This is a genomic window from Escherichia sp. KTE172, assembly GCF_000408845.1.
In the GTDB taxonomy this organism is placed as follows: domain Bacteria; phylum Pseudomonadota; class Gammaproteobacteria; order Enterobacterales; family Enterobacteriaceae; genus Escherichia; species Escherichia coli.
Genome location: NZ_KE137316.1, coordinates 2,314,986 through 2,340,557, shown reverse-complemented (window position 1 = coordinate 2,340,557; position 25,572 = coordinate 2,314,986). Strand labels below are relative to the sequence as shown.

The following is a 25,572-nucleotide window of genomic DNA, read 5'->3' as shown; positions in this document are numbered from 1 at the left end:
CTGGTAATTATCCGGTAATTGCTTGAAATATGGTCTCAGCCCCTTTTTTGTATTAACCACATAACGAATGATGTTATCGCCATAAAATATGGTTATCCCCGTCATTTTTTTTGACAAAAATCAGGGTTTATGCTGATTTTTATACTTTAACTTATTGATATATAAAGATATTTAATTGGAATAACGATACCATGGAAAGTATTGAAAGTTAATTTGTGAGTGGTCGCACATATCCTGTTCATTTCATTTTGATACACTTCATGCCGTCAATGAGGTAATTAACGTAGGTCGTTATGAGCACTATTCTTCTTCCGAAAACGCAGCACCTGGTAGTCTTTCAGGAAGTCATTAGAAGTGGTTCTATCGGCTCGGCTGCAAAAGAATTAGGGTTAACTCAACCGGCTGTCAGTAAAATCATTAACGATATTGAAGATTATTTTGGCGTGGAATTAGTGGTGCGGAAAAATACCGGTGTAACATTAACACCTGCCGGTCAATTGTTACTCTCCCGTTCCGAATCCATTACCCGTGAAATGAAAAATATGGTTAATGAGATAAGCGGTATGTCTTCTGAGGCGGTGGTGGAAGTCTCATTTGGTTTTCCTTCATTGATTGGTTTTACTTTTATGTCCGGGATGATCAACAAGTTCAAAGAGGTGTTCCCGAAAGCGCAGGTTTCTATGTATGAAGCGCAACTGTCTTCGTTCTTACCGGCAATCCGCGACGGTCGACTGGATTTTGCGATTGGTACGTTAAGCGCAGAAATGAAGCTTCAGGATTTACATGTTGAGCCGCTGTTCGAGTCCGAGTTTGTGCTGGTAGCCAGTAAGTCCCGAACATGCACCGGCACCACCACGCTGGAGTCGTTGAAGAACGAACAGTGGGTGTTGCCACAAACCAATATGGGGTACTACAGCGAGCTGCTCACCACGTTACAAAGAAATGGCATCAGTATTGAAAACATCGTTAAAACCGACTCAGTCGTGACAATTTATAATCTTGTTCTCAATGCTGATTTCTTAACTGTAATTCCTTGTGATATGACATCACCTTTTGGTTCAAATCAATTTATTACTATTCCGGTTGAAGAAACATTACCTGTGGCACAATATGCCGCGGTATGGTCGAAAAATTATCGTATTAAAAAAGCAGCATCGGTTTTGGTGGAATTAGCCAAAGAGTATTCATCTTATAATGGGTGTAGACGAAGGCAATTAATTGAAGTTGGTTAGTTATTTGTTTTTATTTAAACATAAATAATCCACCTGTCTGTTTTGCAGGTGTCGGTTACGGTTACCTACATATTTAATTCAGGCTAAGAGGTTTTATAATGCATATTACATACGATCTCCCGGTTGCTATTGATGACATCATTGAAGCTAAACAACGACTGGCTGGGCGAATTTATAAAACAGGCATGCCTCGCTCCAACTATTTTAGTGAACGTTGCAAAGGTGAAATATTCCTCAAATTCGAAAACATGCAGCGTACCGGTTCATTTAAAATTCGTGGCGCATTTAATAAATTAAGTTCACTGACCGATGCGGAAAAACGTAAAGGTGTAGTGGCCTGCTCTGCGGGCAACCATGCGCAAGGGGTTTCGCTCTCCTGCGCGATGCTGGGTATCGACGGTAAAGTGGTGATGCCAAAAGGCGCGCCGAAATCCAAAGTAGCGGCAACGTGCGACTACTCCGCAGAAGTCGTTCTGCATGGTGATAACTTCAACGACACTATCGCTAAAGTGAGCGAAATTGTCGAAATGGAAGGCCGTATTTTTATCCCACCTTACGATGATCCGAAAGTGATTGCTGGCCAGGGAACGATTGGTCTGGAAATTATGGAAGATCTCTATGATGTCGATAACGTGATTGTGCCAATTGGTGGTGGCGGTTTAATTGCTGGTATTGCGGTGGCAATAAAATCTATTAACCCGACCATTCGTGTTATTGGCGTACAGTCAGAAAACGTTCACGGCATGGCGGCTTCTTTCCACTCCGGAGAAATAACCACGCACCGAACTACCGGCACCCTGGCGGATGGTTGTGATGTCTCCCGCCCGGGTAATTTAACTTACGAAATCGTTCGTGAATTAGTCGATGACATCGTGCTGGTCAGCGAAGATGAAATCAGAAACAGTATGATTGCCTTAATTCAGCGCAATAAAGTCGTCACCGAAGGCGCAGGCGCTCTGGCATGTGCTGCATTATTAAGCGGTAAATTAGACCAATATATTCAAAACAGAAAAACCGTCAGTATTATTTCCGGCGGCAATATCGATCTTTCTCGCGTCTCTCAAATCACCGGTTTCGTTGACGCTTAATTAATTCGTTGAGGATAGGATATGAGTACTTCAGATAGCATTGTATCCAGCCAGACAAAACAATCGTCCTGGCGTAAATCAGATACCACATGGACGTTAGGCTTGTTTGGTACGGCAATCGGCGCCGGGGTGCTGTTCTTCCCTATCCGCGCAGGTTTTGGCGGACTGATCCCGATTCTTCTGATGTTGGTATTGGCATACCCCATCGCATTTTATTGCCACCGGGCGCTGGCGCGTCTGTGTCTTTCTGGCTCTAACCCTTCCGGCAACATTACGGAAACGGTGGAAGAGCATTTTGGTAAAACTGGCGGCGTGGTTATCACGTTCCTGTACTTCTTCGCGATTTGCCCACTGCTGTGGATTTATGGCGTTACTATTACCAATACCTTTATGACGTTCTGGGAAAACCAGCTCGGCTTTGCACCGCTGAATCGCGGCTTTGTGGCGCTGTTCCTGTTGCTGCTGATGGCTTTCGTCATCTGGTTTGGTAAGGATCTGATGGTTAAAGTGATGAGCTACCTGGTATGGCCGTTTATCGCCAGTCTGGTGCTGATTTCTCTGTCGCTGATCCCTTACTGGAACTCTGCAGTTATCGACCAGGTTGACCTCGGTTCGCTGTCGTTAACCGGTCATGACGGTATCCTGATCACTGTCTGGCTGGGGATTTCCATCATGGTTTTCTCCTTTAACTTCTCGCCAATCGTCTCTTCCTTCGTGGTTTCTAAACGTGAAGAGTATGAGAAAGACTTCGGTCGCGACTTCACCGAACGTAAATGTTCCCAAATCATTTCTCGTGCCAGCATGCTGATGGTTGCAGTGGTGATGTTCTTTGCCTTTAGCTGCCTGTTTACGCTGTCTCCGGCCAACATGGCGGAAGCCAAAGCGCAGAATATTCCAGTGCTTTCTTATCTGGCTAACCACTTTGCGTCCATGACCGGTACCAAAACAACGTTCGCGATTACACTGGAATATGCGGCTTCCATCATCGCACTCGTGGCTATCTTCAAATCTTTCTTCGGTCACTATCTGGGGACGCTGGAAGGCTTGAATGGCCTGATTCTGAAGTTCGGTTATAAAGGTGACAAAACCAAAGTGTCGCTGGGTAAACTGAATACTCTCAGCATGATCTTCATCATGGGCTCCACCTGGGTTGTTGCCTACGCCAACCCGAACATCCTCGACCTGATTGAAGCCATGGGCGCACCGATTATCGCATCCCTGCTGTGCCTGTTGCCGATGTATGCCATCCGTAAAGCGCCGTCTCTGGCGAAATACCGTGGTCGTCTGGATAACGTGTTTGTTACCGTGATTGGTCTGCTGACCATCCTGAACATCGTATACAAACTGTTTTAATCCGTAACTCAGGATGAGAAAAGAGATGAATGAATTTCCGGTTGTTTTGGTTATTAACTGTGGTTCGTCTTCGATTAAGTTTTCCGTACTCGATGCCAGCGACTGTGAAGTATTAATGTCAGGTATTGCCGACGGTATTAACTCGGAAAATGCATTCTTATCCGTAAATGGGGGAGAGCCAGCACCGCTGGCTCACCACAGCTACGAAGGTGCATTGAAGGCAATTGCATTTGAACTGGAAAAACGGAATTTAAATGACAGTGTGGCCTTAATTGGCCACCGCATCGCTCACGGCGGCAGTATTTTTACCGAGTCCGCCATTATTACCGATGAAGTCATTGATAATATCCGTCGCGTTTCTCCACTGGCACCCCTGCATAATTACGCCAATTTAAGTGGTATTGAATCGGCGCAGCAATTATTTCCGGGCGTAACTCAGGTAGCGGTATTTGATACCAGTTTCCACCAGACGATGGCTCCGGAAGCTTATTTATACGGCCTGCCGTGGAAATATTATGAAGAGTTAGGTGTACGCCGTTATGGTTTCCACGGCACGTCGCACCGCTATGTTTCCCAGCGCGCGCATTCTTTGCTGAATCTGGCGGAAGATGACTCCGGCCTGGTTGTGGCGCATCTTGGCAATGGCGCGTCAATCTGCGCAGTTCGCAACGGTCAGAGTGTTGATACCTCAATGGGAATGACGCCGCTGGAAGGCTTGATGATGGGTACCCGCAGTGGTGATGTCGACTTCGGGGCGATGTCCTGGGTCGCCAGCCAAACCAACCAGAGCCTGGGTGACCTGGAACGCGTAGTGAATAAAGAGTCGGGATTATTAGGTATTTCCGGTCTTTCTTCGGATTTACGTGTTCTGGAAAAAGCCTGGCATGAAGGTCACGAACGCGCGCAACTGGCAATTAAAACCTTTGTTCACCGAATTGCCCGTCATATTGCCGGACACGCAGCCTCATTACGTCGCCTGGATGGAATTATATTCACCGGCGGAATAGGAGAAAATTCAAGTTTAATTCGTCGTCTGGTCATGGAACATTTGGCTGTATTAGGCGTAGAGATTGATACAGAAATGAATAATCGCTCTAACTCCTGTGGAGAGCGAATTGTTTCCAGTGAAAATGCGCGTGTCATTTGCGCCGTTATCCCAACCAACGAAGAAAAAATGATTGCTTTGGATGCCATTCATTTAGGCAAAGTTAACGCGCCCGCAGAATTTGCATAATTTAGTTGAAGTATTGTAGAGAGATTATTTTTCATGAAGGTAGATATTGATACCAGCGATAAGCTGTACGCCGACGCATGGCTTGGCTTTAAAGGTACGGACTGGAAAAACGAAATTAATGTCCGCGATTTTATTCAACATAACTATACACCGTATGAAGGCGATGAATCTTTCCTCGCTGAAGCGACGCCAGCCACCACGGAATTGTGGGAAAAAGTGATGGAAGGCATTGGTATCGAAAACGCAACCCACGCGCCGGTTGATTTCGATACTAATATTGCTACCACCATTACCGCTCATGATGCGGGATATATTAACCAGCCGCTGGAAAAAATAGTGGGCCTGCAAACGGATGCGCCATTAAAGCGTGCGCTGCATCCGTTCGGTGGCATTAATATGATTAAAAGTTCATTCCACGCCTATGGCCGTGAAATGGACAGTGAATTTGAATATCTGTTTACCGATCTGCGTAAAACCCATAATCAGGGCGTATTTGATGTTTACTCACCAGATATGCTGCGCTGCCGTAAATCGGGTGTACTGACTGGTTTGCCAGATGGTTATGGCCGTGGGCGCATTATCGGTGACTACCGCCGCGTGGCGCTGTATGGCATCAGTTATCTGGTGCGGGAACGCGAACTGCAATTTGCCGATCTCCAGTCCCGTCTGGAAAAAGGCGAGGATCTGGAAGCCACTATCCGTCTGCGTGAGGAGCTGGCAGAGCATCGTCATGCGCTTTTGCAGATTCAGGAAATGGCGGCGAAATATGGCTTTGATATCTCTCGCCCGGCGCAGAATGCACAGGAAGCGGTGCAGTGGCTCTACTTCGCTTATCTGGCGGCAGTGAAATCGCAAAATGGCGGCGCGATGTCGCTGGGGCGCACGGCATCGTTCCTCGATATCTACATTGAGCGCGACTTTAAAGCTGGCGTACTCAATGAGCAGCAGGCACAGGAACTGATCGATCACTTCATCATGAAGATCCGTATGGTACGCTTCCTGCGTACACCGGAATTTGATTCGCTGTTCTCCGGCGACCCAATCTGGGCGACGGAAGTGATCGGCGGGATGGGGCTGGACGGTCGTACGCTGGTGACCAAAAACTCCTTCCGCTATTTGCACACCCTGCACACTATGGGGCCGGCACCGGAACCTAACCTGACCATTCTTTGGTCGGAAGAATTACCGATTGCCTTCAAAAAATATGCCGCGCAGGTGTCGATCGTCACCTCTTCCTTGCAGTATGAAAACGACGATCTGATGCGTACTGACTTCAACAGCGACGATTACGCGATTGCCTGCTGCGTCAGCCCAATGGTGATTGGTAAGCAAATGCAGTTCTTTGGTGCACGCGCTAACCTGGCGAAAACGCTGCTGTACGCAATTAACGGCGGGGTGGATGAGAAGCTGAAGATTCAGGTCGGTCCGAAAACGGCACCGCTGATGGACGACGTGCTGGATTACGACAAAGTGATGGACAGTCTCGATCACTTCATGGACTGGCTGGCGGTGCAGTACATCAGCGCGCTGAATATCATTCACTACATGCACGACAAGTACAGCTACGAAGCTTCGCTGATGGCGCTACACGATCGTGATGTCTATCGCACCATGGCGTGCGGCATCGCGGGCCTGTCGGTGGCGACGGACTCCCTGTCTGCTATCAAATATGCCCGCGTGAAACCAATCCGTGACGAAAACGGCCTGGCGGTGGATTTCGAAATCGACGGTGAATATCCGCAGTACGGCAACAACGACGAGCGCGTAGACAGTATTGCCTGCGACCTGGTTGAACGCTTTATGAAGAAAATTAAAGCGCTGCCAACCTATCGCAACGCCGTCCCTACCCAGTCGATTCTGACTATCACTTCTAACGTGGTGTACGGCCAGAAAACCGGTAACACGCCAGACGGTCGTCGTGCGGGTACACCGTTCGCACCGGGCGCTAACCCGATGCACGGTCGTGACCGCAAAGGTGCCGTGGCCTCATTGACGTCGGTGGCGAAACTGCCGTTCACCTACGCCAAAGACGGGATCTCGTACACCTTCTCGATCGTGCCTGCGGCGCTGGGCAAAGAAGATCCAGTACGTAAAACCAACCTTGTCGGCCTGCTGGATGGGTATTTCCACCACGAAGCGGATGTCGAAGGCGGTCAACACCTCAACGTCAACGTAATGAATCGGGAAATGCTGCTGGATGCCATCGAGCACCCGGAAAAATATCCTAACCTGACAATCCGTGTCTCTGGCTACGCCGTGCGCTTCAACGCACTGACCCGTGAACAGCAGCAGGATGTTATTTCACGTACCTTTACCCAGGCGCTCTGACGCCGGAGGATGTATGAAAAAGATTATCGAAACGCAACGTGCCCCAGACGCAATCGGCCCTTATGTTCAGGGCGTTGATTTAGGCAGCATGGTCTTCACCTCCGGTCAAATTCCGGTTTGCCCACAGACCGGTGAGATCCCGGCTGATGTGCAAGATCAGGCGCGTTTAAGCCTCGAAAACGTCAAAGCGATCGTGGTTGCTGCCGGGCTGAGCGTGGGCGATATCATCAAGATGACCGTGTTCATCACCGATCTGAATGATTTTGCCACCATCAACGAAGTCTATAAGCAGTTCTTCGATGAGCATCAGGCGACCTACCCGACCCGGAGCTGTGTACAGGTCGCGCGTTTGCCGAAAGATGTGAAGCTGGAAATTGAAGCCATCGCAGTACGTAGTGCGTAAAGCCTCGTGAGCGGGACGGTCGCAAGGTCGTTCCGCTCCACTTCACTGAACGGCAATCCGAGGGTGTGGATATGATTAGTGCATTCGATATTTTCAAAATTGGGATTGGTCCCTCCAGTTCGCATACCGTGGGGCCAATGAATGCCGGAAAAAGTTTTATTGATCGGCTGGAAAGTAGCGGCTTATTAACCGCGACGAGCCATATTGTGGTCGATCTGTACGGGTCGTTGTCACTGACGGGCAAAGGCCATGCCACGGATGTCGCCATCATCATGGGACTGGCAGGAAATAGTCCGCAGGATGTTGTCATTGATGAGATCCCTGCATTTATAGAGTTAGTAACGCGCAGCGGGCGGCTGCCAGTGGCATCTGGTGCGCATATTGTTGATTTTCCTGTAGCAAAAAACATTATCTTCCATCCCGAAATGTTGCCTCGCCATGAGAACGGAATGCGGATCACTGCCTGGAAGGGACAGGAAGCGCTATTAAGTAAAACCTATTACTCTGTCGGCGGCGGGTTTATTGTCGAAGAAGAACACTTCGGCCTGTCGCACGATGTCGAAACGTCCGTACCTTACGATTTCCACTCAGCAGGTGAACTGCTGAAAATGTGTGATTACAACGGCCTGTCTATATCTGGTCTGATGATGCACAACGAGCTGGCGCTGCGCAGCAAAGCGGAAATTGACGCAGGGTTTGCCCGTATCTGGCAAGTGATGCATGACGGTATTGAACGCGGGATGAACACTGAAGGCGTGCTGCCTGGTCCGCTCAATGTGCCGCGTCGTGCCGTAGCGCTGCGTCGTCAGCTGGTTTCCAGCGATAACATCTCTAACGATCCGATGAATGTCATCGACTGGATCAATATGTACGCGCTGGCGGTTAGTGAAGAAAACGCAGCTGGCGGGCGTGTGGTAACGGCACCGACTAACGGTGCGTGCGGCATTATTCCGGCAGTGCTGGCTTATTACGATAAGTTCCGTCGTCCGGTAAACGAGCGGTCAATTGCCCGCTATTTTCTGGCAGCGGGGGCTATTGGCGCGCTGTATAAAATGAACGCCTCCATCTCTGGCGCGGAAGTCGGCTGTCAGGGGGAGATTGGCGTGGCCTGTTCAATGGCGGCGGCAGGGTTAACTGAACTCCTGGGCGGCAGTCCGGCGCAGGTGTGCAATGCGGCGGAAATCGCGATGGAGCATAACCTTGGGCTGACCTGCGATCCGGTTGCCGGACAGGTACAAATCCCGTGCATTGAACGTAATGCCATTAATGCCGTGAAAGCAGTAAATGCCGCACGGATGGCGATGCGCCGCACCTCGGCACCGCGTGTTTCACTCGATAAAGTGATCGAGACGATGTATGAAACCGGCAAAGATATGAACGATAAATACCGCGAAACATCACGCGGAGGACTGGCCATTAAAGTGGTCTGCGGCTGACATTACTGTCAGCTTTCATCATTGGGTGCACAAATGTGCACCTTTTTTTTTGTGATCTGCCGCAAATAGAGAATGAATATTCTCTTGCGATTAATTTAGTAGAAAATTCTTATCCATCTCCGTTATTTCAAAGTCTTGATTGTGAAGATTTTCTCTGACCTCGCGCGTATCATTTCTTTATTCTAATAACTCGCCTGCAAAAACGTAGACCGCATATCGCCTTGATGCGGCTCGGAAAAAAATAATAAGCCCTACAAAATATTGAGCGAGAAATTATGGAAATTGCATCGAATAAAGGCGTCATTGCAGACGCTTCGACCCCGGCGGGTCGTGCTGGAATGAGTGAGAGCGAGTGGCGAGAAGCGATCAAATTCGACAGTACTGACACCGGCTGGGTGATTATGAGTATCGGGATGGCGATTGGCGCGGGGATTGTTTTTCTCCCGGTGCAGGTCGGTTTGATGGGATTGTGGGTATTTTTGCTCTCATCGGTGATTGGTTACCCGGCAATGTATCTGTTTCAGCGGTTGTTTATTAATACGCTGGCAGAATCACCAGAATGTAAAGATTACCCGAGCGTCATTAGCGGCTATTTAGGTAAAAACTGGGGCATCCTGTTAGGTGCACTCTATTTCGTAATGCTGGTGATTTGGATGTTCGTCTATTCCACCGCCATCACCAACGATAGTGCTTCCTACCTGCATACCTTCGGCGTGACGGAAGGGTTGCTGTCAGACAGTCCCTTTTATGGTCTGGTACTGATTTGCATTCTGGTGGCGATCTCCTCACGCGGCGAGAAATTGTTATTCAAAATTTCGACGGGCATGGTGCTGACCAAGCTGCTGGTGGTCGCGGCGCTGGGCGTGTCGATGGTGGGAATGTGGCATCTGTATAACGTCGGTTCGCTACCGCCGCTGGGGCTGCTGGTGAAAAACGCCATTATTACGCTGCCGTTTACCCTGACGTCGATTCTGTTTATCCAGACGTTAAGCCCGATGGTGATCTCTTATCGCTCGCGGGAAAAATCAATTGAAGTGGCGCGGCATAAAGCATTGCGGGCAATGAATATCGCGTTTGGCATTTTGTTTGTCACCGTCTTTTTCTACGCCGTGTCGTTCACGCTGGCGATGGGACATGACGAAGCGGTAAAAGCCTACGAGCAGAATATTTCCGCGTTGGCGATTGCCGCACAGTTTATTAGCGGTGACGGCGCAGCGTGGGTGAAAGTGGTCAGCGTCATTCTCAATATCTTTGCTGTAATGACTGCATTCTTTGGCGTCTATTTAGGCTTTCGCGAAGCAACGCAAGGGATCGTAATGAACATCCTGCGTCGCAAGATACCTGCCGAGAAGATTAACGAAAATCTCGTTCAGCGCGGCATCATGATTTTCGCCATTTTGCTGGCCTGGAGCGCCATCGTACTGAACGCCCCGGTGTTGAGCTTCACCTCTATCTGTAGCCCGATTTTCGGCATGGTAGGGTGCCTGATCCCGGCGTGGCTGGTTTACAAAGTACCGGCATTGCACAAATACAAAGGGATGTCTCTGTACCTGATTATCGTCACTGGTTTGTTGCTTTGTGTTTCTCCGTTCCTGGCATTTTCTTGATTTACCTGAAATTTTAAGGTTTTTAATATGTTTGATTCGACTTTAAATCCGTTATGGCAGCGTTACATCCTCGCCGTTCAGGAGGAGGTAAAACCGGCGCTGGGGTGTACTGAACCGATTTCACTGGCGCTGGCAGCGGCGGTTGCTGCGGCTGAACTGGAAGGTCCGGTTGAACGTGTAGAAGCCTGGGTTTCGCCAAATCTGATGAAGAACGGTCTGGGCGTCACCGTTCCCGGCACGGGAATGGTGGGGCTGCCGATTGCGGCGGCGCTGGGAGCGTTAGGTGGAAATGCTAACGCCGGGCTGGAAGTGCTGAAAGATGCAACTGCGCAGGCAATTGCCGATGCCAAAGCACTGCTGGCGGCGGGGAAAGTCTCAGTTAAGATCCAGGAACCTTGCGATGAAATCCTCTTCTCACGCGCCAAAGTCTGGAACGGTGAGAAGTGGGCGTGTGTCACCATTGTCGGCGGGCATACCAACATTGTGCATATTGAGACGCACAATGGTGTGGTGTTTACCCAGCAGGCGTGTGTGACAGAGGGCGAGCAAGAGTCGCCGCTGACGGTGCTTTCCAGGACGACGCTGGCTGAGATCCTGAAGTTCGTCAATGAAGTCCCGTTTGCGGCGATCCGCTTTATTCTCGATTCTGCGAAGTTAAATTGTGCGTTATCGCAGGAAGGTTTGAGCGGTAACTGGGGGCTGCATATTGGTGCGACGCTGGAAAAACAGTGCGCGCGCGGTTTGCTGGCGAAAGATCTCTCTTCATCCATTGTGATTCGTACCAGCGCGGCATCCGATGCGCGTATGGGCGGCGCTACGCTTCCGGCAATGAGTAACTCCGGCTCGGGTAACCAAGGGATCACCGCAACAATGCCTGTGGTGGTGGTAGCAGAACACTTCGGAGCGGATGATGAACGGCTGGCGCGTGCGCTGATGCTTTCGCATTTGAGCGCGATTTACATCCATAACCAGTTACCGCGTTTGTCTGCGCTTTGTGCCGCAACGACCGCAGCAATGGGGGCCGCCGCCGGGATGGCATGGCTGGTGGATGGGCGTTATGAAACCATTTCGATGGCGATCAGCAGTATGATCGGCGATGTCAGCGGCATGATTTGCGATGGTGCGTCGAACAGCTGCGCGATGAAGGTTTCGACCAGTGCTTCGGCTGCGTGGAAAGCGGTGTTAATGGCGCTGGATGATACCGCCGTGACCGGCAATGAAGGGATTGTGGCGCATGATGTTGAGCAGTCGATTGCCAACCTGTGTGCGTTAGCAAGCCATTCGATGCAGCAAACGGATCGGCAGATTATCGAGATTATGGCGAGCAAGGCCAGATAAACGCCAGGTTTTGGGTATCGTGCCGGATGCGATGCTGGCGCGTCTTATCTGGCCTACGAATTGCACAATTTGTTGATGTTGTTGGGTTTTGTAGGCCGGATAAGGCGTTTACGCCGCATCCGGCACCTGTCTTTACGCGGTAGCTTCATCCTCGGCTAAACGCGTTTCAGCATCCGCGACGATGGCTTCCAGCTCGCTCAACATCTCTTCATAGCCAAAATTATTGGCGGTGCGAGCAGGTTCTTTCGCCACCACGGGCTTCACTGGCTGACGCTTTTTGGCCGATTTTTTACTCATCATCATCTCCCTGTAAAAACAACTAGACAGGCAAATCTATCAGCAAAGCGCGCAGTGGGGAATCGGCAACCAGCGTAATGTTAGCCTCGTCACGAATAAACGCCCCATCACCGCAGGTTAGCGCCGCTTTCTCTTCATGATGCGTAAGCGCATGAAATTTCCCGTGAATCGATTGCAAATACGCGCGTGGCCCATGCAACTGGAAATTCGCACTTTCGCCTTTGTCGAGCACGATATGGTGCAGCCACACTTGTTGGCGTAATTGCAGGCTTCCCATCGCACCCTCTGGCGAGGCGATTAATTGCTGCTTGTCCATATTAAGCGCCAGCTTTTGAATCAGCGGATTCTCTCGCTGCGGGCAGGCATCCAGCCAAAGCTGCATTCGCGTTAACGGTTTGTCTTTGCTGAGATTGTGTTCGCTATAGCTGACACCCGGCTGGGTAGAGAGCAGCAACGCCTCACCGGAGCTGGCCTGAACATGATTGCCTTCGCTGTCGCGATACTCTGCTTCTCCATCCAGAATCACATTTAAAATATCGACTTTGGGATAGGTTCGCGGCTGAAAGGCGGCACCTGGGGCCAGCACTTCCTGGTTAAGCACGCGCAGGGAGGCATAGCCTAACAATTTCGGGTCGAAGTAGTGTCCAAAGGAAAAAGTATACCGGGCCTGCAACCATCCGTAGTCTGCTTGTCCACACTGCCTGGCAGTTCGGGTAGTAATCATAATTCTTGACCTCTCTTTACTTCCTTTTATGGTAAGGGGCTGGACGCTACATTGTTAGCCAGATATTCTGCCCGGTATGTTCAAATTTCCTGAATGAGAACGAAATGGCCAAAGAAAGGGCATTAACGCTGGAAGCACTACGGGTTATGGATGCGATCGATCGCCGGGGCAGTTTTGCGGCGGCGGCGGATGAGCTGGGACGCGTGCCTTCCGCACTTAGCTACACCATGCAAAAACTGGAAGAAGAGCTGGATGTGGTGCTGTTTGACCGCTCGGGCCATCGCACCAAATTCACCAATGTCGGGAGGATGTTGCTGGAGCGAGGGCGCGTTTTGCTGGAAGCCGCAGATAAACTGACTACCGATGCGGAAGCTCTCGCGCGCGGTTGGGAAACGCATCTCACCATTGTGACCGAGGCGCTGGTACCGACACCTGCCTTTTTCCCGTTAATCGACAAACTGGCGGCAAAAGCCAATACCCAACTGGCAATTATCACCGAAGTGCTGGCGGGGGCGTGGGAACGGCTGGAGCAGGGGCGGGCGGATATTGTTATCGCGCCGGATATGCATTTTCGTTCCTCGTCGGAGATCAACTCGCGCAAGCTCTATACGTTAATGAACGTCTACGTTGCCGCGCCTGATCACCCGATTCATCAGGAGCCGGAACCGTTATCTGAAGTGACGCGCGTGAAATATCGTGGAATTGCGGTGGCGGATACCGCTCGTGAGCGCCCGGTGTTGACCGTACAGCTGCTGGACAAACAGCCGCGCTTAACGGTGAGCACGATTGAAGATAAACGTCAGGCATTACTGGCGGGGCTTGGCGTGGCGACGATGCCGTATCCGATGGTCGAAAAAGATATTGCGGAAGGGCGGTTGCGTGTCGTCAGCCCGGAATCGACCAGCGAGATCGATATTATTATGGCCTGGCGTCGTGACAGTATGGGGGAAGCGAAATCCTGGTGTCTGCGGGAAATTCCCAAACTTTTTAGCGGAAAATAATATTTGTTATTGTTAATAACAAGGGGCGAAATATCGCCCCAATTTTAATATTAATTTGAACCAAATTTCGGATCGTTTCCGTAACGATTGCTGCCAGAATTGCCCTCTAAACAGGCAAATACAAACAGAACTAACCAGCCAATGATCGGTACCAGATAGAGAAGCGCCCACGCACCTGAACGGTCAGTATCATGCAGACGACGAACGCACAGAGCAATGACCGGAATGATTGTTGCTGCCAGGTAAATGAGAGAAAGGAACGGAAACTCTAAACCTAAAATCAATTGAATGACATTGATAATAGCGCCGACGATGGCGTTAATCAGAGTAAACATCCAGTACTCTTTACGACGTGCGCGACCAGAGAAACCAACATAATTTTTTAATACGGATAAATACCACTGCATAAAAACATCCCTTTAATTAAAAGTGACGAAAGTCTATTCCGGGTATTGTGTAAATGCTATTCGTATCTTTCTTTTTCGGATGTTATAAAGGTTTTAATATTTAAGATAAATATATGGTTGTTTTTTATATGTAATTTATATAACGACATTGAAATATTTTAACTAAACATTAGTAAATTATTCATTCATCAACATGATGATAAAAGCCGGATGAGTCAGACATCCGGCGAGCAGATTTGTTTTAAGGTTCCAGTTTTGGATCAGGTCCAAAGCGGTTTTCGCCTGGCGTACCCGCCTGGCAGTTAAAGACGATGATAATAAGCCAGCCGATAAACGGGATTAAGAACAGCAGTGCCCACCACGCCGAGCGGTCGGTGTCGTGCAGGCGGCGGAACTGAACCGCCCACCACGGTAAAAACACCAGAATACCGTAGATTGTTGTCAGGATGCCTTCGCCACCAGCGCGTTGCCAGCCTAACATTTTATCCAGCAGCCCCAGCACGAACGTAAAGATGATGTTGACCAGAATAAACATCCAGTACTCTTTGCGCCGCGCACGACCCCGGAAACCGACATAATTTTTTAGTACTTTCAGATACCAGTCCATTTTTGCCTCAATTTTGCTCAATCACTTGTTTTTAAAGCAGCAAATTAAGAATAGACGTGAATGAAATGGCAGTAAATATTCGTTCAAGGAATTAATAAAGTGCCGTGAAGGCGCGCTAAGACTGATGACAAGCGCAAAATCGCCAGATGCGCTACGCTTATCTGGCCTACGCGGCATTGTAACATATTGAATATAAACGTTTTGTAAGTTGGAGAAAACGTTCACGCCGCATCCGACATAAATAACACGCACTTAGCTAATAATCAGAGGCACCTCGTAAGGTGCCTTTTTTTAACCGAAGCGAACATCTCGTCCATGCGGTTCATCGAGATCCTGCCACGGACCAATTGAAATAATCCCCGTAGGGTTGATGGTCTTATGGCTGCGGAAGTAGTGATTACGGATGTGATCGAAATTGACAGTTTCGGCAATCCCCGGCATCTGGTAGATATCGCGCAGGAAACCATACAGATTCAGGTAATCGCTGATGCGGTGCTTATCACACTTGAAGTGGGTGACATACACCGGATCAAAACGCACCAGCGTGGTCCACAGGCGAATATCGGCTTCGGTTAGCTGGTTGCCGGTCAGGTAACGATGCTGGCCTAAAATCTGCTCCAGTCGCGCCAGCGATTCAAACACTTTCACTACCGCCTCGTCGTAGGCTTGCTGGCTGGTGGCAAAACCGGCTTTATACACGCCATTGTTAACGGTGTCATAAATCCAGCCGTTAAGTTCGTCAATTTTCGTTTGCAGGGCTGATGGGTAGTAATCACCAGCTTTCGCGCCCAGCGCATCAAACGCGGTATTGAACATGCGGATGATTTCTGCTGATTCGTTGCTGACGATGGTGTGGTTCTTTTTGTCCCACAGCACGGGAACAGTAACTCGTCCGCTGTAGTGTGGATCGGCGTGGAGATAAAGCTGATACAAAAATTCATGTTGATAGAGTGTATCGCCGGTTGCACCCGGAAAACTGTCATCAAAGGTCCAGCCGTTTTCCAGCATCAGCGGGTTCACTACGGAAACGGAAATAAACGGTTCCAGTCCTTTGAGTTTACGCATGATCAGCGTGCGGTGCGCCCACGGGCAGGCGAGTGAAACATAGAGATGATAACGATCTTTCTCTGCGATAAAACCGCCTGTGCCAGTGGGGCCTGGCGCGCCATCGGCAGTGAGCCAGTTACGAAATGCGGAAGCTGAACGTTGAAATTTACCGCCGGTAGATTTGGTATCGTACCAGGTGTCATGCCAGACGCCGTCAATCAGTTGACCCATATTTCTCTCCTCCAATAGCAAAAACGAGGAGCTTCCTCCTCGTTTTTTATCGTTAAGTATAGCGCGTGCTTACCACTTTTTATTCAGCAGGCGGTCGATGCTATACGCGCCCGGACCGGTAATTGCCAGCAGCAGGAATCCGCCAGAAATTGTCAGGTTTTTCATGAACATCAGCGAGTTGACGCCTTCAGCAAAGTTGCTGTGAAATAAAAATGCCGTCAGCAGCGTAAAGCCCGCAGTAAACAGGGCTGTGGTGCGAGTCAGGAAACCGAACAGGATTGCCAGACCACCACCAAACTCAAGCAGAATCACCAGCGGCAGCATAAAGCCTGGGACACCCATCGCTTCCATATATTGTTGGGTACCCGCGTAGCCAGTAATTTTTCCCCAGCCTGCGGTAATAAACAGAATCGGCATTAAAATGCGCGCTACCAGTACACCAACATCTTCTAATTTTTTCATCATACTCTCCACTGCGCCACTCAGGCTGCTGATTGTTTTTTTGTGCAAGGGCGCGGTATTAGCGTCGTTGCTGTCGATGGAGAGAATCATAAACGTGGTGAATGATGATTGTTAGCAAGGAAAACTGTCAAAAATCTTCAAAAAATTTGAGGGATAAGGCCGGAATGGCTCCGGCCAGAGAGGTTATTAACCGCGAAGCTGTTGCTGCTTGAGGGTCGTTTTAACCAGACGCCAGGCGCTCCATAAGCCAAAACCGCGTCTGGCCCAGCGGACCAGCATATTAGGATGGCGAATCGTCCAGATCGCCATCACGCTACTGCCAACCAGCGCCCAGGAGCGCAGACTTAGCAGCATATTCCAGCGACGATCGTAAGCGCCTGTTGCCTCCAGCCATTCACGACGACTGGCAGAAAGATCCAGCCGTTGTTGCTGGATCTGGCTAAGCAGTTGCGCCTTACGTCGTTCACGTTCGACTTTACTGCTCACGGGACTCCTCCTCGAGCAGCTGCCGATCGTTTGCCAGCTCATGGCGTGTATGGCGCAGCAAGGTGGATTTACGCGATTTACGTAACGTCCAGATACCGCCAATCAGTGCCAGTAGCAGCAACACCACGGTGGTGGCAATCATCGCATTCAGGCGATATTGCGGATCAACCGCCCAAATAATCAGCACCATCAGGCTCATAAGACCAAATGCAGCGAAAAGCATCGTCAGGCCCAGCATCAGTAAAAGTTGAAAGAGATTCGCTTTTTCCTCTTCCAGCTCCACCACCGCCAGCCGCAGACGTGTTTCCACCATTTCAACCATGATGGAAACAATTCGCTGCCCGATGCCCAGAACGCTTTTACCGGGCCCTTGCGCGTGATGAGTGTCCGCCATAATTAACGACGCGATAGCAGAACGCCGAGCACTACACCGATTGCAGCGCCAATGCCCACGCCCGTCCATGGATTTTCACGCACATACTCATCGGCACGCGCCGCCGCGACACGGGTTTGTTTGGCGATGGCATCACCGGTTTCACCCAGGCGATAACGGCTCTGTTTCAGTGCCTGCTCCGCTTTGCTACGAATCTTACTCAACTCTTCTTTCGACTTCTCGCCAGATGAGCTAAGCACCTCTTCCAGCGTATCGGAAAGGGATTTCAACTCAGCACGCAGATGTTCCGTAGTGTGTTCTTTCGACATAGTTTTCTCCAGGTGAGTAAGTAGTGACTATTGTGAGTTAGTAGTCGCGCGCTTCCAGCTTTTTCAGCTCTTCCTGCGCTTCTGCCAGTTTCCGTTCGCGTTTGGCAATCTTATCGGCATCGCCTTTTTGCTTCGCCTCGGTTAAATCTTGCTGGCGTTCCGCCACCTCATCTTTCTGCTTTGCGATTTTCTTCTGATGATCGGCACGCAGCTGGCTATCTGAACAGTTGGCCCGGACTTCACTCAGGGCTTTATTCAGACCGTCAATACGATTCTGGTTTTGGTGTTTTTCGGCATAGCTGATCTCCTTAAGGATATTTTGCTCCTTTTCCTGACACAGGGTAGTGGCATAACTACCGGCACTAAGAGCAAAGAGAGAAACAGCTAAAGCGATGCGGTATTTCATTCTTGAACCTTCCATTGTGATTCGGACCTATTACAAAGGAACGATTGTCCAGACAACGAAGCGGTAGTGTTAACCACCGCCTCATTAATCATAGACAGTTACGGTGAAATCACCAAAGTCAGTGATATGTTTCGGATAACAGGAAGTTATCCGAAGCGATGAGAGTTATCCCGCAACCGGGTCAGCCACTGCATAGCCTGACTATTATTGTCCTGCTGCGCGATGATGTAGCCATGGGGCAATGTTCTGTCGAGGACCGCTTTTGCGGCGGCACTCTGGTCGCTGGAGTCAAAGGTAATTAACAGAGTGTCATTTTTGGGGGTGATACTTTTGAAAGGAATGCCGTGAGCGTCAAGGTGATGCCAGATTGAAAAACCGTCTGGCATCGTTGTCCCTTGATGAACGGCACGAATCGCCAGCGTAGACTCTTGCTGGCGAACCGCGGACCAGGCCAGCAACAGTGTGCCGACCAGAAGTAAAACAGCGCCGGACCAGGCTAGCTGGCGAAGCGACATGCGAGGTATTTGCATCCCTTACCCCCGATTTCCATATTTCTTTTTCCATAACACGACCAGAGAACCTGCCAGGCCAAACACCAGCAGCACCACCGGGAGCAGCATCAGGCATGACATCAGCTGGTCCTCGTACTTTAAAAATACCGGCGTTTTGCCGAGCATGTAACCCAGAGTTGTCAGGATCAATACCCACAGCAGACCGCTCATCCAGTTGAAGAACTGAAAGCGCGCGTTATTCAGCCCTGATAATCCGGCAATCGTCGGCAGCAGTGTTCTGACAAATGCAATAAAGCGACCAATTAACAGCGCCGATAAACCGTGTTTATGAAAAAGATGGTGTGCGCGTTGATGATAATGCGCGGGTAAATGAGATAGCCAGTTTTGTACAGTGCGGGTATTGCCCAACCATCGCCCCTGAATATAGCTGACCCAGCAACCGAGGCTGGCGGCAACGGTCAGCAGCAGAATCGTTTGCGGATAGCCCATCGCGCCTTTCGCAATCAATACGCCGACCAACACCAGTAAACTGTCGCCCGGTAAAAAGGCCGCCGGAAGCAAGCCGTTTTCAAGGAACAAAATTACAAACAAGACAAAATACAACATGCCAATCATCGACGGATTGGCCAGGGTTTCAAAATCCTGCGCCCACAGGGCTTGCAGCAATTGGGTCAAAAGTTCCATTCATTATTCCTGGTGAATCGGTTAACGCCACGCTGGTTTTAAAAGATGCACTACCGCAATGTTATTGCTGTTTTGGTATGTTTTGCGGGTTTGATACATCAACACAGCCTGAACTATTCCCTGTTAAATCGTGAGATAAGAAAGCATTCAAAAGCATAAATTCAAATTGAATCTAATTGTAACAAAGGTCAACGTTGTTCGTTATCAAAATTACATGTCCGTGGAGTCTGATTTTGCTGATTGCAGGGGAGGGTGGCGAGAGGATTTACACAGGCTGACACTTTATACTTTTCGCTTACCGACGAAGCAAACAGGCGCATTGCAGCGCCTGTCGGATGGAAATTTCATTTGCTGCCGCTGGTGGCCGTATCGAGATGCACTACCGGGTTTTCTGCGAACAGATAGCGGTCGGCATTGAACTCGAAATCGTCGCTGGTTTCGTTAAATAACATGATTTTGGTGTTTTCCAGATGCTGCCACATTGCCAGCTTGGCAGCATGAGGATCTTTGCGAATTAACGCCTTGAGGATCTGATCGTGGTCATCGCACCAGTTATCGACAGTACGGGCATCAATGTGTTCGTGTAGTTTTTTCCAGTACGGGTTATGGCTACGTTGGGTCCACATTTTTTCAACGATAGCCGCCAGGGCGGAGTTCTGCGTCGCCAGGGCTACCTGAATGTGGAACTGCAAATCCCACTCGGAATCACGGAAGCATTGTTCGCCGCGCGCCTGCTCCTGGATGGCCATCAGTTTCATGATGTCCTGTTTCGTTACCTGAGTTGCCGCGAACTCGGCAATATTACTTTCGATGAGCTGGCGAGCCTGGAGCAACTCAAACGGACCGTAATTGGCGAATTCCATATTATTGTCCGCCGCCTGCTGATGACGCGGCTGGTTGGAAACCACGTGAATACCTGAACCTTTACGCACCTCCACATAGCCTTCAACTTCCAGCATGATGATGGCTTCACGAACTACCGTACGGCTGACGTTCTTTTCATCGGCAATAAAGCGCTCAGCAGGCAGTTTATCACCCACCAGATAGACGCCCTGTTCGATGCGCTCTTTCAGATCAGCGGCAAGTTGTTGATACAAACGGCGTGGTTCAGTGATTTCCATATGCGCTCCAGGCATGATACGGCAGACTATATTTGTTATACCACTTTTGCGAGTTTAGCTCTACTCACAGTGATGAAAAAGCCGCCTGAGAAGGCGGCTTTGAAGGGAAACTAAAACTTACACGAAGCCTTAATGTTGCGGTGCAGGATCGTTATGTGTTTCCTGCGCCACCTCAATCGCCGGTTTGTTCTGCAACACCGTCCAGATAACCAGCGCACCCAGCAGGTCAAATACTGCCAGAACTGCGAACAGCGGGCTGAAGCCGATGGTGTCAGCCAGTGCACCGACAACCAGCGCAAACAGCGTACTTGCCAGCCATGCGGACATCCCGGTTAAACCGTTTGCCGTTGCCACTTCGTTACGACCGAACACGTCAGAAGAGAGCGTAATCAGCGCGCCAGACAGTGCCTGGTGAGCAAAACCACCGATACACAGCAGCATAATTGCGACATACGGGTTGGTGAACAGACCGATCATACCCGGGCCAATCATCAGCACAGCACCCAGCGTTACGACCATCTTACGAGAAACGATCAGGTTAACACCAAACCAACGCTGGAACAGCGGCGGCAGGTAACCACCGAGGATACAACCGAGGTCAGCAAACAGCATCGGCATCCAGGCAAACATCGCGATCTCTTTCAGGTTAAAGCCGTAAACTTTAAACATGAACAGCGGGATCCACGCGTTAAAAGTACCCCAGGCCGGTTCTGCCAGGAAACGCGGCAGTGCAATACCCCAGAACTGACGGTTACGCAGGATCTGACCAACGGACATTTTCTTCGCCGTGCTCACCTGGTGCTGGGCTTCCTGACCATTAATAATGTAGTCGCGTTCTTCATCGGTCAGATGCTTCTGGTCGCGCGGATGTTTATAGAAAATCAGCCATGCCATTGCCCAGATAAAGCTCAATGCACCGGAGATGATAAATGCCATCTGCCAGCTGTGCATCACGATTGCCCATACAACCAGCGGCGGCGCAATCATCGCACCAATAGAAGAACCTACGTTAAAGTAGCCTACTGCGATGGAACGCTCTTTCGCCGGGAACCATTCGGAGCTGGCTTTCAGACCCGCCGGGATCATCGCTGCTTCCGCGGCACCGACCGCACCACGAGCAATCGCCAGGCCACCCCAGCTACCTGCCAGCGCGGTTGCACCACAGAATACGGCCCACAGTACAGCAAACATTGCGTAACCGATTTTCGTACCCAGCACATCCAGTACATAACCCGCTACCGGTTGCATGACCGTATAAGCAGCAGAATAGGCTGCGATGATATAGGAATACTGTTGGGTGGAGATGTTTAACTCTTCCATCAGAGTTGGCGCAGCTGCCGCCACAGTGTTACGCGTCAGGTAACCAAGCACGGTGCCGAGCGTCACCAGTGCGATCATATACCAACGTAACCCTTTAATTTTACGCATGTAAAACCTCATCGTTTTGTTATATCCGCAGGAAGCGCGGCCATCATCCCGCCAGAGGCTGAAGATGTTAGTTACGACCGGGTAACCGAAAAAAAACCGGCACGCCCCGAACGTTGCCATGAAAGTTTCGTGCTAATTCGGCTTCCGTACCGGTTAACCCGATTCATCTAACAAATGAATGAATCGGCAATTTGCATTCCGTCGACTTATGATTTGCGACGGCAGAAAGATAACTTGTCATACAACTTTAAAAGGTGAGAGCCATCACAAATGTGGGAATATTTGTAGGGACATTACCTGACGACAGCGAGGCCAGTACTGGCGCGGCCTGCAGCGAGATTTACCACTTTGAGAGTAATTTTTTTAACTACGTTTATTGATCTATCTCACGAAAATATCTTCGGACTCTGGAAATTGGTGTGATAACTTTGTCAGCATCGCACCATAAGCAAGCTAGCTCACTCGTTGAGAGGAAGACGAAAATGACTCCGTTTATGACTGAAGATTTCCTGTTAGATACCGAATTTGCCCGCCGTCTGTATCACGACTACGCAAAAGACCAGCCGATTTTCGATTACCATTGCCATTTGCCGCCGCAGCAGATTGCGGAAGACTATCGTTTTAAAAATCTGTATGACATCTGGTTGAAGGGCGATCACTACAAATGGCGCGCTATGCGTACCAACGGTGTGGCTGAGCGTCTGTGTACTGGTGATGCGTCTGACCGTGAAAAATTTGACGCCTGGGCGGCGACTGTTCCGCACACTATCGGCAACCCGTTATACCACTGGACGCACCTCGAACTGCGTCGTCCGTTCGGTATCACTGGCAAATTGCTTTCTCCGTCAACTGCCGATGAAATCTGGAACGAATGTAACGAACTGCTGGCGCAGGATAACTTCTCCGCGCGCGGCATCATGCAGCAGATGAACGTGAAAATGGTCGGCACCACTGATGACCCGATCGATTCTCTGGAGCATCACGCAGAGATCGCCAAAGACGGCTCTTTCACCATCAAAGTGCTGCCGAGCTGGCGTCCGGACAAAGCCTTTAACATCGAACAGGCGACCTTTAACGACTACATGGCGAAGCTGGGTGAAGTCTCTGATACCGACATCCGCCGCTTTGCTGATCTGCAAACTGCCCTGACCAAACGTCTGGATCACTTCGCCGCTCACGGCTGTAAAGTGTCTGACCACGCGCTGGATGTGGTGATGTTTGCTGAAGCGAACGAAGCGGAACTGGACCGCATTCTGGCGCGCCGTCTGGCAGGCGAAACCCTGAGCGAGCACGAAGTGGCACAGTTCAAAACTGCGGTGCTGGTGTTCCTTGGTGCCGAATACGCACGTCGCGGCTGGGTACAGCAGTACCACATTGGCGCACTGCGTAATAACAACCTGCGTCAGTTCAAACTGCTGGGGCCGGATGTAGGTTTTGATTCCATCAACGACCGTCCGATGGCAGAAGAGCTGTCTAAGTTGCTGAGCAAGCAGAACGAAGAAAACCTGCTGCCGAAAACCATTCTCTACTGCCTGAACCCGCGCGATAACGAAGTGCTGGGCACCATGATCGGTAACTTCCAGGGCGAAGGTATGCCGGGCAAAATGCAGTTCGGTTCCGGCTGGTGGTTTAACGATCAGAAAGACGGTATGGAACGTCAGATGACCCAACTGGCGCAGCTCGGTCTGCTGAGCCGCTTTGTCGGTATGCTGACTGACAGCCGTAGCTTCCTGTCATACACCCGTCACGAATACTTCCGCCGCATTCTGTGCCAGATGATTGGTCGCTGGGTGGAAGCGGGCGAAGCGCCGGCGGATATCAACCTGCTGGGCGAGATGGTGAAAAATATTTGCTTTAACAATGCGCGTGACTACTTCGCCATTGAACTGAACTAAGGTCTGGGGTTGATATGCAATACATCAAGATCCATGCGCTGGATAACGTCGCGGTCGCTTTAGCAGATTTGGCGGAAGGCACAGAAGTCAGTGTCGACAACCAGACTGTTACGCTGCGCCAGGATGTTGCTCGTGGACATAAATTTGCGTTAACGGATATCGCAAAAGGGGCCAACGTCATCAAATATGGCCTGCCGATTGGTTATGCATTGGCGGATATTGCGGCGGGGGAACACGTTCACGCCCACAATACGCGCACGAATCTGAGCGATCTGGATCAGTATCGCTATCAACCTGATTTTCAGGATCTGCCTGCGCAAGCGGCAGATCGTGAAGTGCAGATCTATCGTCGCGCTAACGGCGATGTCGGGGTGCGCAATGAGCTGTGGATCCTGCCAACCGTGGGCTGTGTTAACGGCATCGCGCGGCAGATCCAGAACCGTTTTCTGAAAGAGACCAACAACGCTGAAGGTACCGACGGCGTGTTCCTCTTCAGCCACACCTACGGCTGCTCACAGCTGGGCGACGATCACATTAATACCCGCACCATGCTGCAAAACATGGTGCGCCACCCGAACGCAGGCGCAGTGCTGGTGATTGGTCTGGGCTGTGAAAACAACCAGGTTACCGCATTCCGTGAAACGCTGGGCGATATCGATCCTGAACGCGTTCATTTCATGATCTGCCAACAGCAGGATGATGAGATCGAAGCCGGGATCGAGCATCTGCATCAGCTGTATAACGTGATGCGCAACGACAAGCGCGAGCCAGGCAAACTCAGCGAACTGAAGTTTGGTCTGGAGTGCGGTGGTTCTGACGGTCTTTCTGGTATTACTGCTAACCCGATGCTGGGGCGTTTCTCTGACTACGTGATTGCTAACGGCGGTACTACCGTACTGACCGAAGTGCCGGAGATGTTTGGCGCAGAGCAGTTGCTGATGGACCATTGCCGCGACGAAGCAACGTTTGAAAAACTGGTCACCATGGTCAATGACTTCAAGCAGTACTTTATTGCCCATGACCAGCCGATCTATGAAAACCCATCGCCGGGGAACAAAGCGGGCGGTATCACCACGCTGGAAGACAAATCACTTGGCTGTACCCAGAAAGCGGGTTCCAGCGTCGTGGTTGACGTGCTGCGTTACGGTGAGCGTCTGAAAACACCGGGGCTGAACTTGTTAAGTGCGCCGGGTAACGATGCCGTAGCGACCAGCGCCCTGGCGGGTGCGGGCTGCCATATGGTGCTGTTCAGTACTGGTCGTGGCACGCCGTATGGTGGATTTGTGCCGACGGTGAAAATCGCCACCAACAGTGAACTGGCGGCGAAGAAAAAACACTGGATCGACTTTGACGCGGGTCAGCTGATCCACGGTAAAGCGATGCCGCAGTTGCTGGAAGAATTTATCGATACCATCGTTGAGTTTGCCAATGGTAAACAAACCTGCAACGAGCGTAACGACTTCCGCGAACTGGCGATCTTCAAAAGCGGCGTAACGCTATAAAGTCGAAATGAGTTGTTAATAAAAAACGGCGTTTCATAATG

General features: G+C 50.3%; 27 protein-coding genes. 12 read left to right on the top strand and 15 right to left on the bottom strand.

Going from position 1 to position 25,572, the window contains the following annotated elements:
* Window positions 1-293 precede the first annotated feature (293 nt).
* From tdcA to cyuA, 9 genes are all read left to right on the top strand, one after another.
* Complete coding sequence (gene tdcA / locus G434_RS12730; protein WP_000104211.1) at window positions 294-1,232, top strand: transcriptional regulator TdcA; 939 nt, start codon at window positions 294-296, stop codon at window positions 1,230-1,232.
* 98 nt (window positions 1,233-1,330) lie between these two features.
* Window positions 1,331-2,320: a bifunctional threonine ammonia-lyase/L-serine ammonia-lyase TdcB gene (gene tdcB / locus G434_RS12735; protein WP_000548347.1), complete on the top strand. Its 990-nt coding sequence runs from the start codon at window positions 1,331-1,333 to the stop codon at window positions 2,318-2,320.
* 21 nt (window positions 2,321-2,341) lie between these two features.
* Window positions 2,342-3,673: a threonine/serine transporter TdcC gene (gene tdcC, locus G434_RS12740; protein ID WP_000107721.1), complete on the top strand. Its 1,332-nt coding sequence runs from the start codon at window positions 2,342-2,344 to the stop codon at window positions 3,671-3,673.
* 25 nt (window positions 3,674-3,698) lie between these two features.
* A complete protein-coding gene (gene tdcD, locus G434_RS12745; protein WP_001297162.1) occupies window positions 3,699-4,907 on the top strand; it encodes a propionate kinase in 1,209 nt (402 codons plus the stop codon).
* Window positions 4,908-4,940: 33 nt separating this feature from the next.
* The gene (gene tdcE, locus G434_RS12750) at window positions 4,941-7,235 is read left to right on the top strand and encodes a 2-ketobutyrate formate-lyase/pyruvate formate-lyase (protein WP_000861703.1); all 2,295 of its coding nucleotides are present in this window, start codon (window positions 4,941-4,943) and stop codon (window positions 7,233-7,235) included.
* A gap of 13 nt (window positions 7,236-7,248) precedes the next feature.
* A complete protein-coding gene (locus G434_RS12755; protein ID WP_000719979.1) occupies window positions 7,249-7,638 on the top strand; it encodes an enamine/imine deaminase in 390 nt (129 codons plus the stop codon).
* Window positions 7,639-7,709: 71 nt separating this feature from the next.
* Complete coding sequence (gene tdcG, locus G434_RS12760; protein ID WP_000622115.1) at window positions 7,710-9,074, top strand: L-serine ammonia-lyase; 1,365 nt, start codon at window positions 7,710-7,712, stop codon at window positions 9,072-9,074.
* A 275-nt stretch (window positions 9,075-9,349) separates the two neighbouring features.
* Entirely contained in the window at window positions 9,350-10,681 is a 1,332-nt protein-coding gene (locus G434_RS12765) for an SLC5/6 family protein (RefSeq protein WP_000401593.1), read from the top strand.
* 27 nt (window positions 10,682-10,708) lie between these two features.
* On the top strand, window positions 10,709-12,019 hold the full coding sequence (gene cyuA / locus G434_RS12770; protein ID WP_000460504.1) for a cysteine desulfidase: 1,311 nt from the start codon (window positions 10,709-10,711) through the stop codon (window positions 12,017-12,019).
* Window positions 12,020-12,151: 132 nt separating this feature from the next.
* Here cyuA and yhaL read toward each other — a convergent pair whose 3' ends face one another.
* Together yhaL and G434_RS12780 are read right to left on the bottom strand one after the other, a co-directional pair.
* Window positions 12,152-12,316 carry a protein YhaL gene (gene yhaL, locus G434_RS12775; protein ID WP_001306007.1) on the bottom strand — a complete coding sequence of 55 codons (165 nt, stop codon included), beginning with the start codon at window positions 12,314-12,316 and terminating at the stop codon, window positions 12,152-12,154.
* Window positions 12,317-12,338: 22 nt separating this feature from the next.
* A complete protein-coding gene (locus tag G434_RS12780) occupies window positions 12,339-13,040 on the bottom strand; it encodes a pirin family protein (RefSeq protein WP_000633594.1) in 702 nt (233 codons plus the stop codon).
* A 104-nt stretch (window positions 13,041-13,144) separates the two neighbouring features.
* On the opposite strand from G434_RS12780, the gene yhaJ reads away from it, so the two are divergent.
* Window positions 13,145-14,041 carry a DNA-binding transcriptional regulator YhaJ gene (gene yhaJ, locus G434_RS12785; protein WP_001041010.1) on the top strand — a complete coding sequence of 299 codons (897 nt, stop codon included), beginning with the start codon at window positions 13,145-13,147 and terminating at the stop codon, window positions 14,039-14,041.
* A gap of 50 nt (window positions 14,042-14,091) precedes the next feature.
* Here the strand turns inward: yhaJ and G434_RS12790 are convergent, their stop codons facing one another.
* The 13 genes from G434_RS12790 to exuT form a co-directional block, all read right to left on the bottom strand.
* Window positions 14,092-14,448, bottom strand: coding sequence for a DUF805 domain-containing protein (locus tag G434_RS12790; protein ID WP_001198802.1), 357 nt, complete (start codon window positions 14,446-14,448; stop codon window positions 14,092-14,094).
* 241 nt (window positions 14,449-14,689) lie between these two features.
* Window positions 14,690-15,055, bottom strand: a complete 366-nt coding sequence (locus tag G434_RS12795) for a DUF805 domain-containing protein (protein WP_000384145.1) — start codon at window positions 15,053-15,055, stop codon at window positions 14,690-14,692.
* A 291-nt stretch (window positions 15,056-15,346) separates the two neighbouring features.
* A complete protein-coding gene (gene yqjG / locus G434_RS12800; RefSeq protein ID WP_000531209.1) occupies window positions 15,347-16,333 on the bottom strand; it encodes a glutathionyl-hydroquinone reductase YqjG in 987 nt (328 codons plus the stop codon).
* 69 nt (window positions 16,334-16,402) lie between these two features.
* The gene (locus G434_RS12805; protein WP_000732240.1) at window positions 16,403-16,795 is read right to left on the bottom strand and encodes a DoxX family protein; all 393 of its coding nucleotides are present in this window, start codon (window positions 16,793-16,795) and stop codon (window positions 16,403-16,405) included.
* 186 nt (window positions 16,796-16,981) lie between these two features.
* A complete protein-coding gene (locus G434_RS12810; RefSeq protein WP_000096084.1) occupies window positions 16,982-17,281 on the bottom strand; it encodes a YqjK-like family protein in 300 nt (99 codons plus the stop codon).
* Window positions 17,271-17,675, bottom strand: a complete 405-nt coding sequence (locus G434_RS12815) for a phage holin family protein (protein WP_000785722.1) — start codon at window positions 17,673-17,675, stop codon at window positions 17,271-17,273. The genes G434_RS12810 and G434_RS12815 overlap by 11 nt, the downstream gene beginning before the upstream one ends.
* Before the next feature lie 2 nt (window positions 17,676-17,677).
* On the bottom strand, window positions 17,678-17,983 hold the full coding sequence (locus G434_RS12820; protein ID WP_000031415.1) for an ElaB/YgaM/YqjD family protein: 306 nt from the start codon (window positions 17,981-17,983) through the stop codon (window positions 17,678-17,680).
* Window positions 17,984-18,020: 37 nt separating this feature from the next.
* Window positions 18,021-18,389, bottom strand: coding sequence for a DUF1090 family protein YqjC (yqjC, locus tag G434_RS12825; protein ID WP_001306004.1), 369 nt, complete (start codon window positions 18,387-18,389; stop codon window positions 18,021-18,023).
* A 146-nt stretch (window positions 18,390-18,535) separates the two neighbouring features.
* Window positions 18,536-18,919 (bottom strand): EnvZ/OmpR regulon moderator MzrA, encoded by a 384-nt coding sequence (gene mzrA / locus G434_RS12830; RefSeq protein ID WP_001166760.1) that lies wholly within the window; start codon window positions 18,917-18,919, stop codon window positions 18,536-18,538.
* A gap of 3 nt (window positions 18,920-18,922) precedes the next feature.
* Window positions 18,923-19,585 (bottom strand): DedA family general envelope maintenance protein YqjA, encoded by a 663-nt coding sequence (gene yqjA, locus G434_RS12835; protein ID WP_000422149.1) that lies wholly within the window; start codon window positions 19,583-19,585, stop codon window positions 18,923-18,925.
* 21 nt (window positions 19,586-19,606) lie between these two features.
* Complete coding sequence (gene yqiM / locus G434_RS30480; protein WP_212735802.1) at window positions 19,607-19,690, bottom strand: hypothetical protein; 84 nt, start codon at window positions 19,688-19,690, stop codon at window positions 19,607-19,609.
* A 239-nt stretch (window positions 19,691-19,929) separates the two neighbouring features.
* Window positions 19,930-20,706: a transcriptional regulator ExuR gene (exuR, locus tag G434_RS12840; RefSeq protein ID WP_000406487.1), complete on the bottom strand. Its 777-nt coding sequence runs from the start codon at window positions 20,704-20,706 to the stop codon at window positions 19,930-19,932.
* Between the two features lie 129 nt (window positions 20,707-20,835).
* Window positions 20,836-22,134: a hexuronate transporter ExuT gene (gene exuT, locus G434_RS12845; protein WP_001226463.1), complete on the bottom strand. Its 1,299-nt coding sequence runs from the start codon at window positions 22,132-22,134 to the stop codon at window positions 20,836-20,838.
* Window positions 22,135-22,616: 482 nt separating this feature from the next.
* Between exuT and uxaC the strand changes: the two genes are divergently transcribed.
* Window positions 22,617-24,029 carry a glucuronate isomerase gene (gene uxaC / locus G434_RS12850; protein ID WP_000187438.1) on the top strand — a complete coding sequence of 471 codons (1,413 nt, stop codon included), beginning with the start codon at window positions 22,617-22,619 and terminating at the stop codon, window positions 24,027-24,029.
* A 14-nt stretch (window positions 24,030-24,043) separates the two neighbouring features.
* Window positions 24,044-25,531, top strand: a complete 1,488-nt coding sequence (gene uxaA / locus G434_RS12855; protein WP_001199383.1) for an altronate dehydratase — start codon at window positions 24,044-24,046, stop codon at window positions 25,529-25,531.
* Window positions 25,532-25,572: the final 41 nt, after the last annotated feature.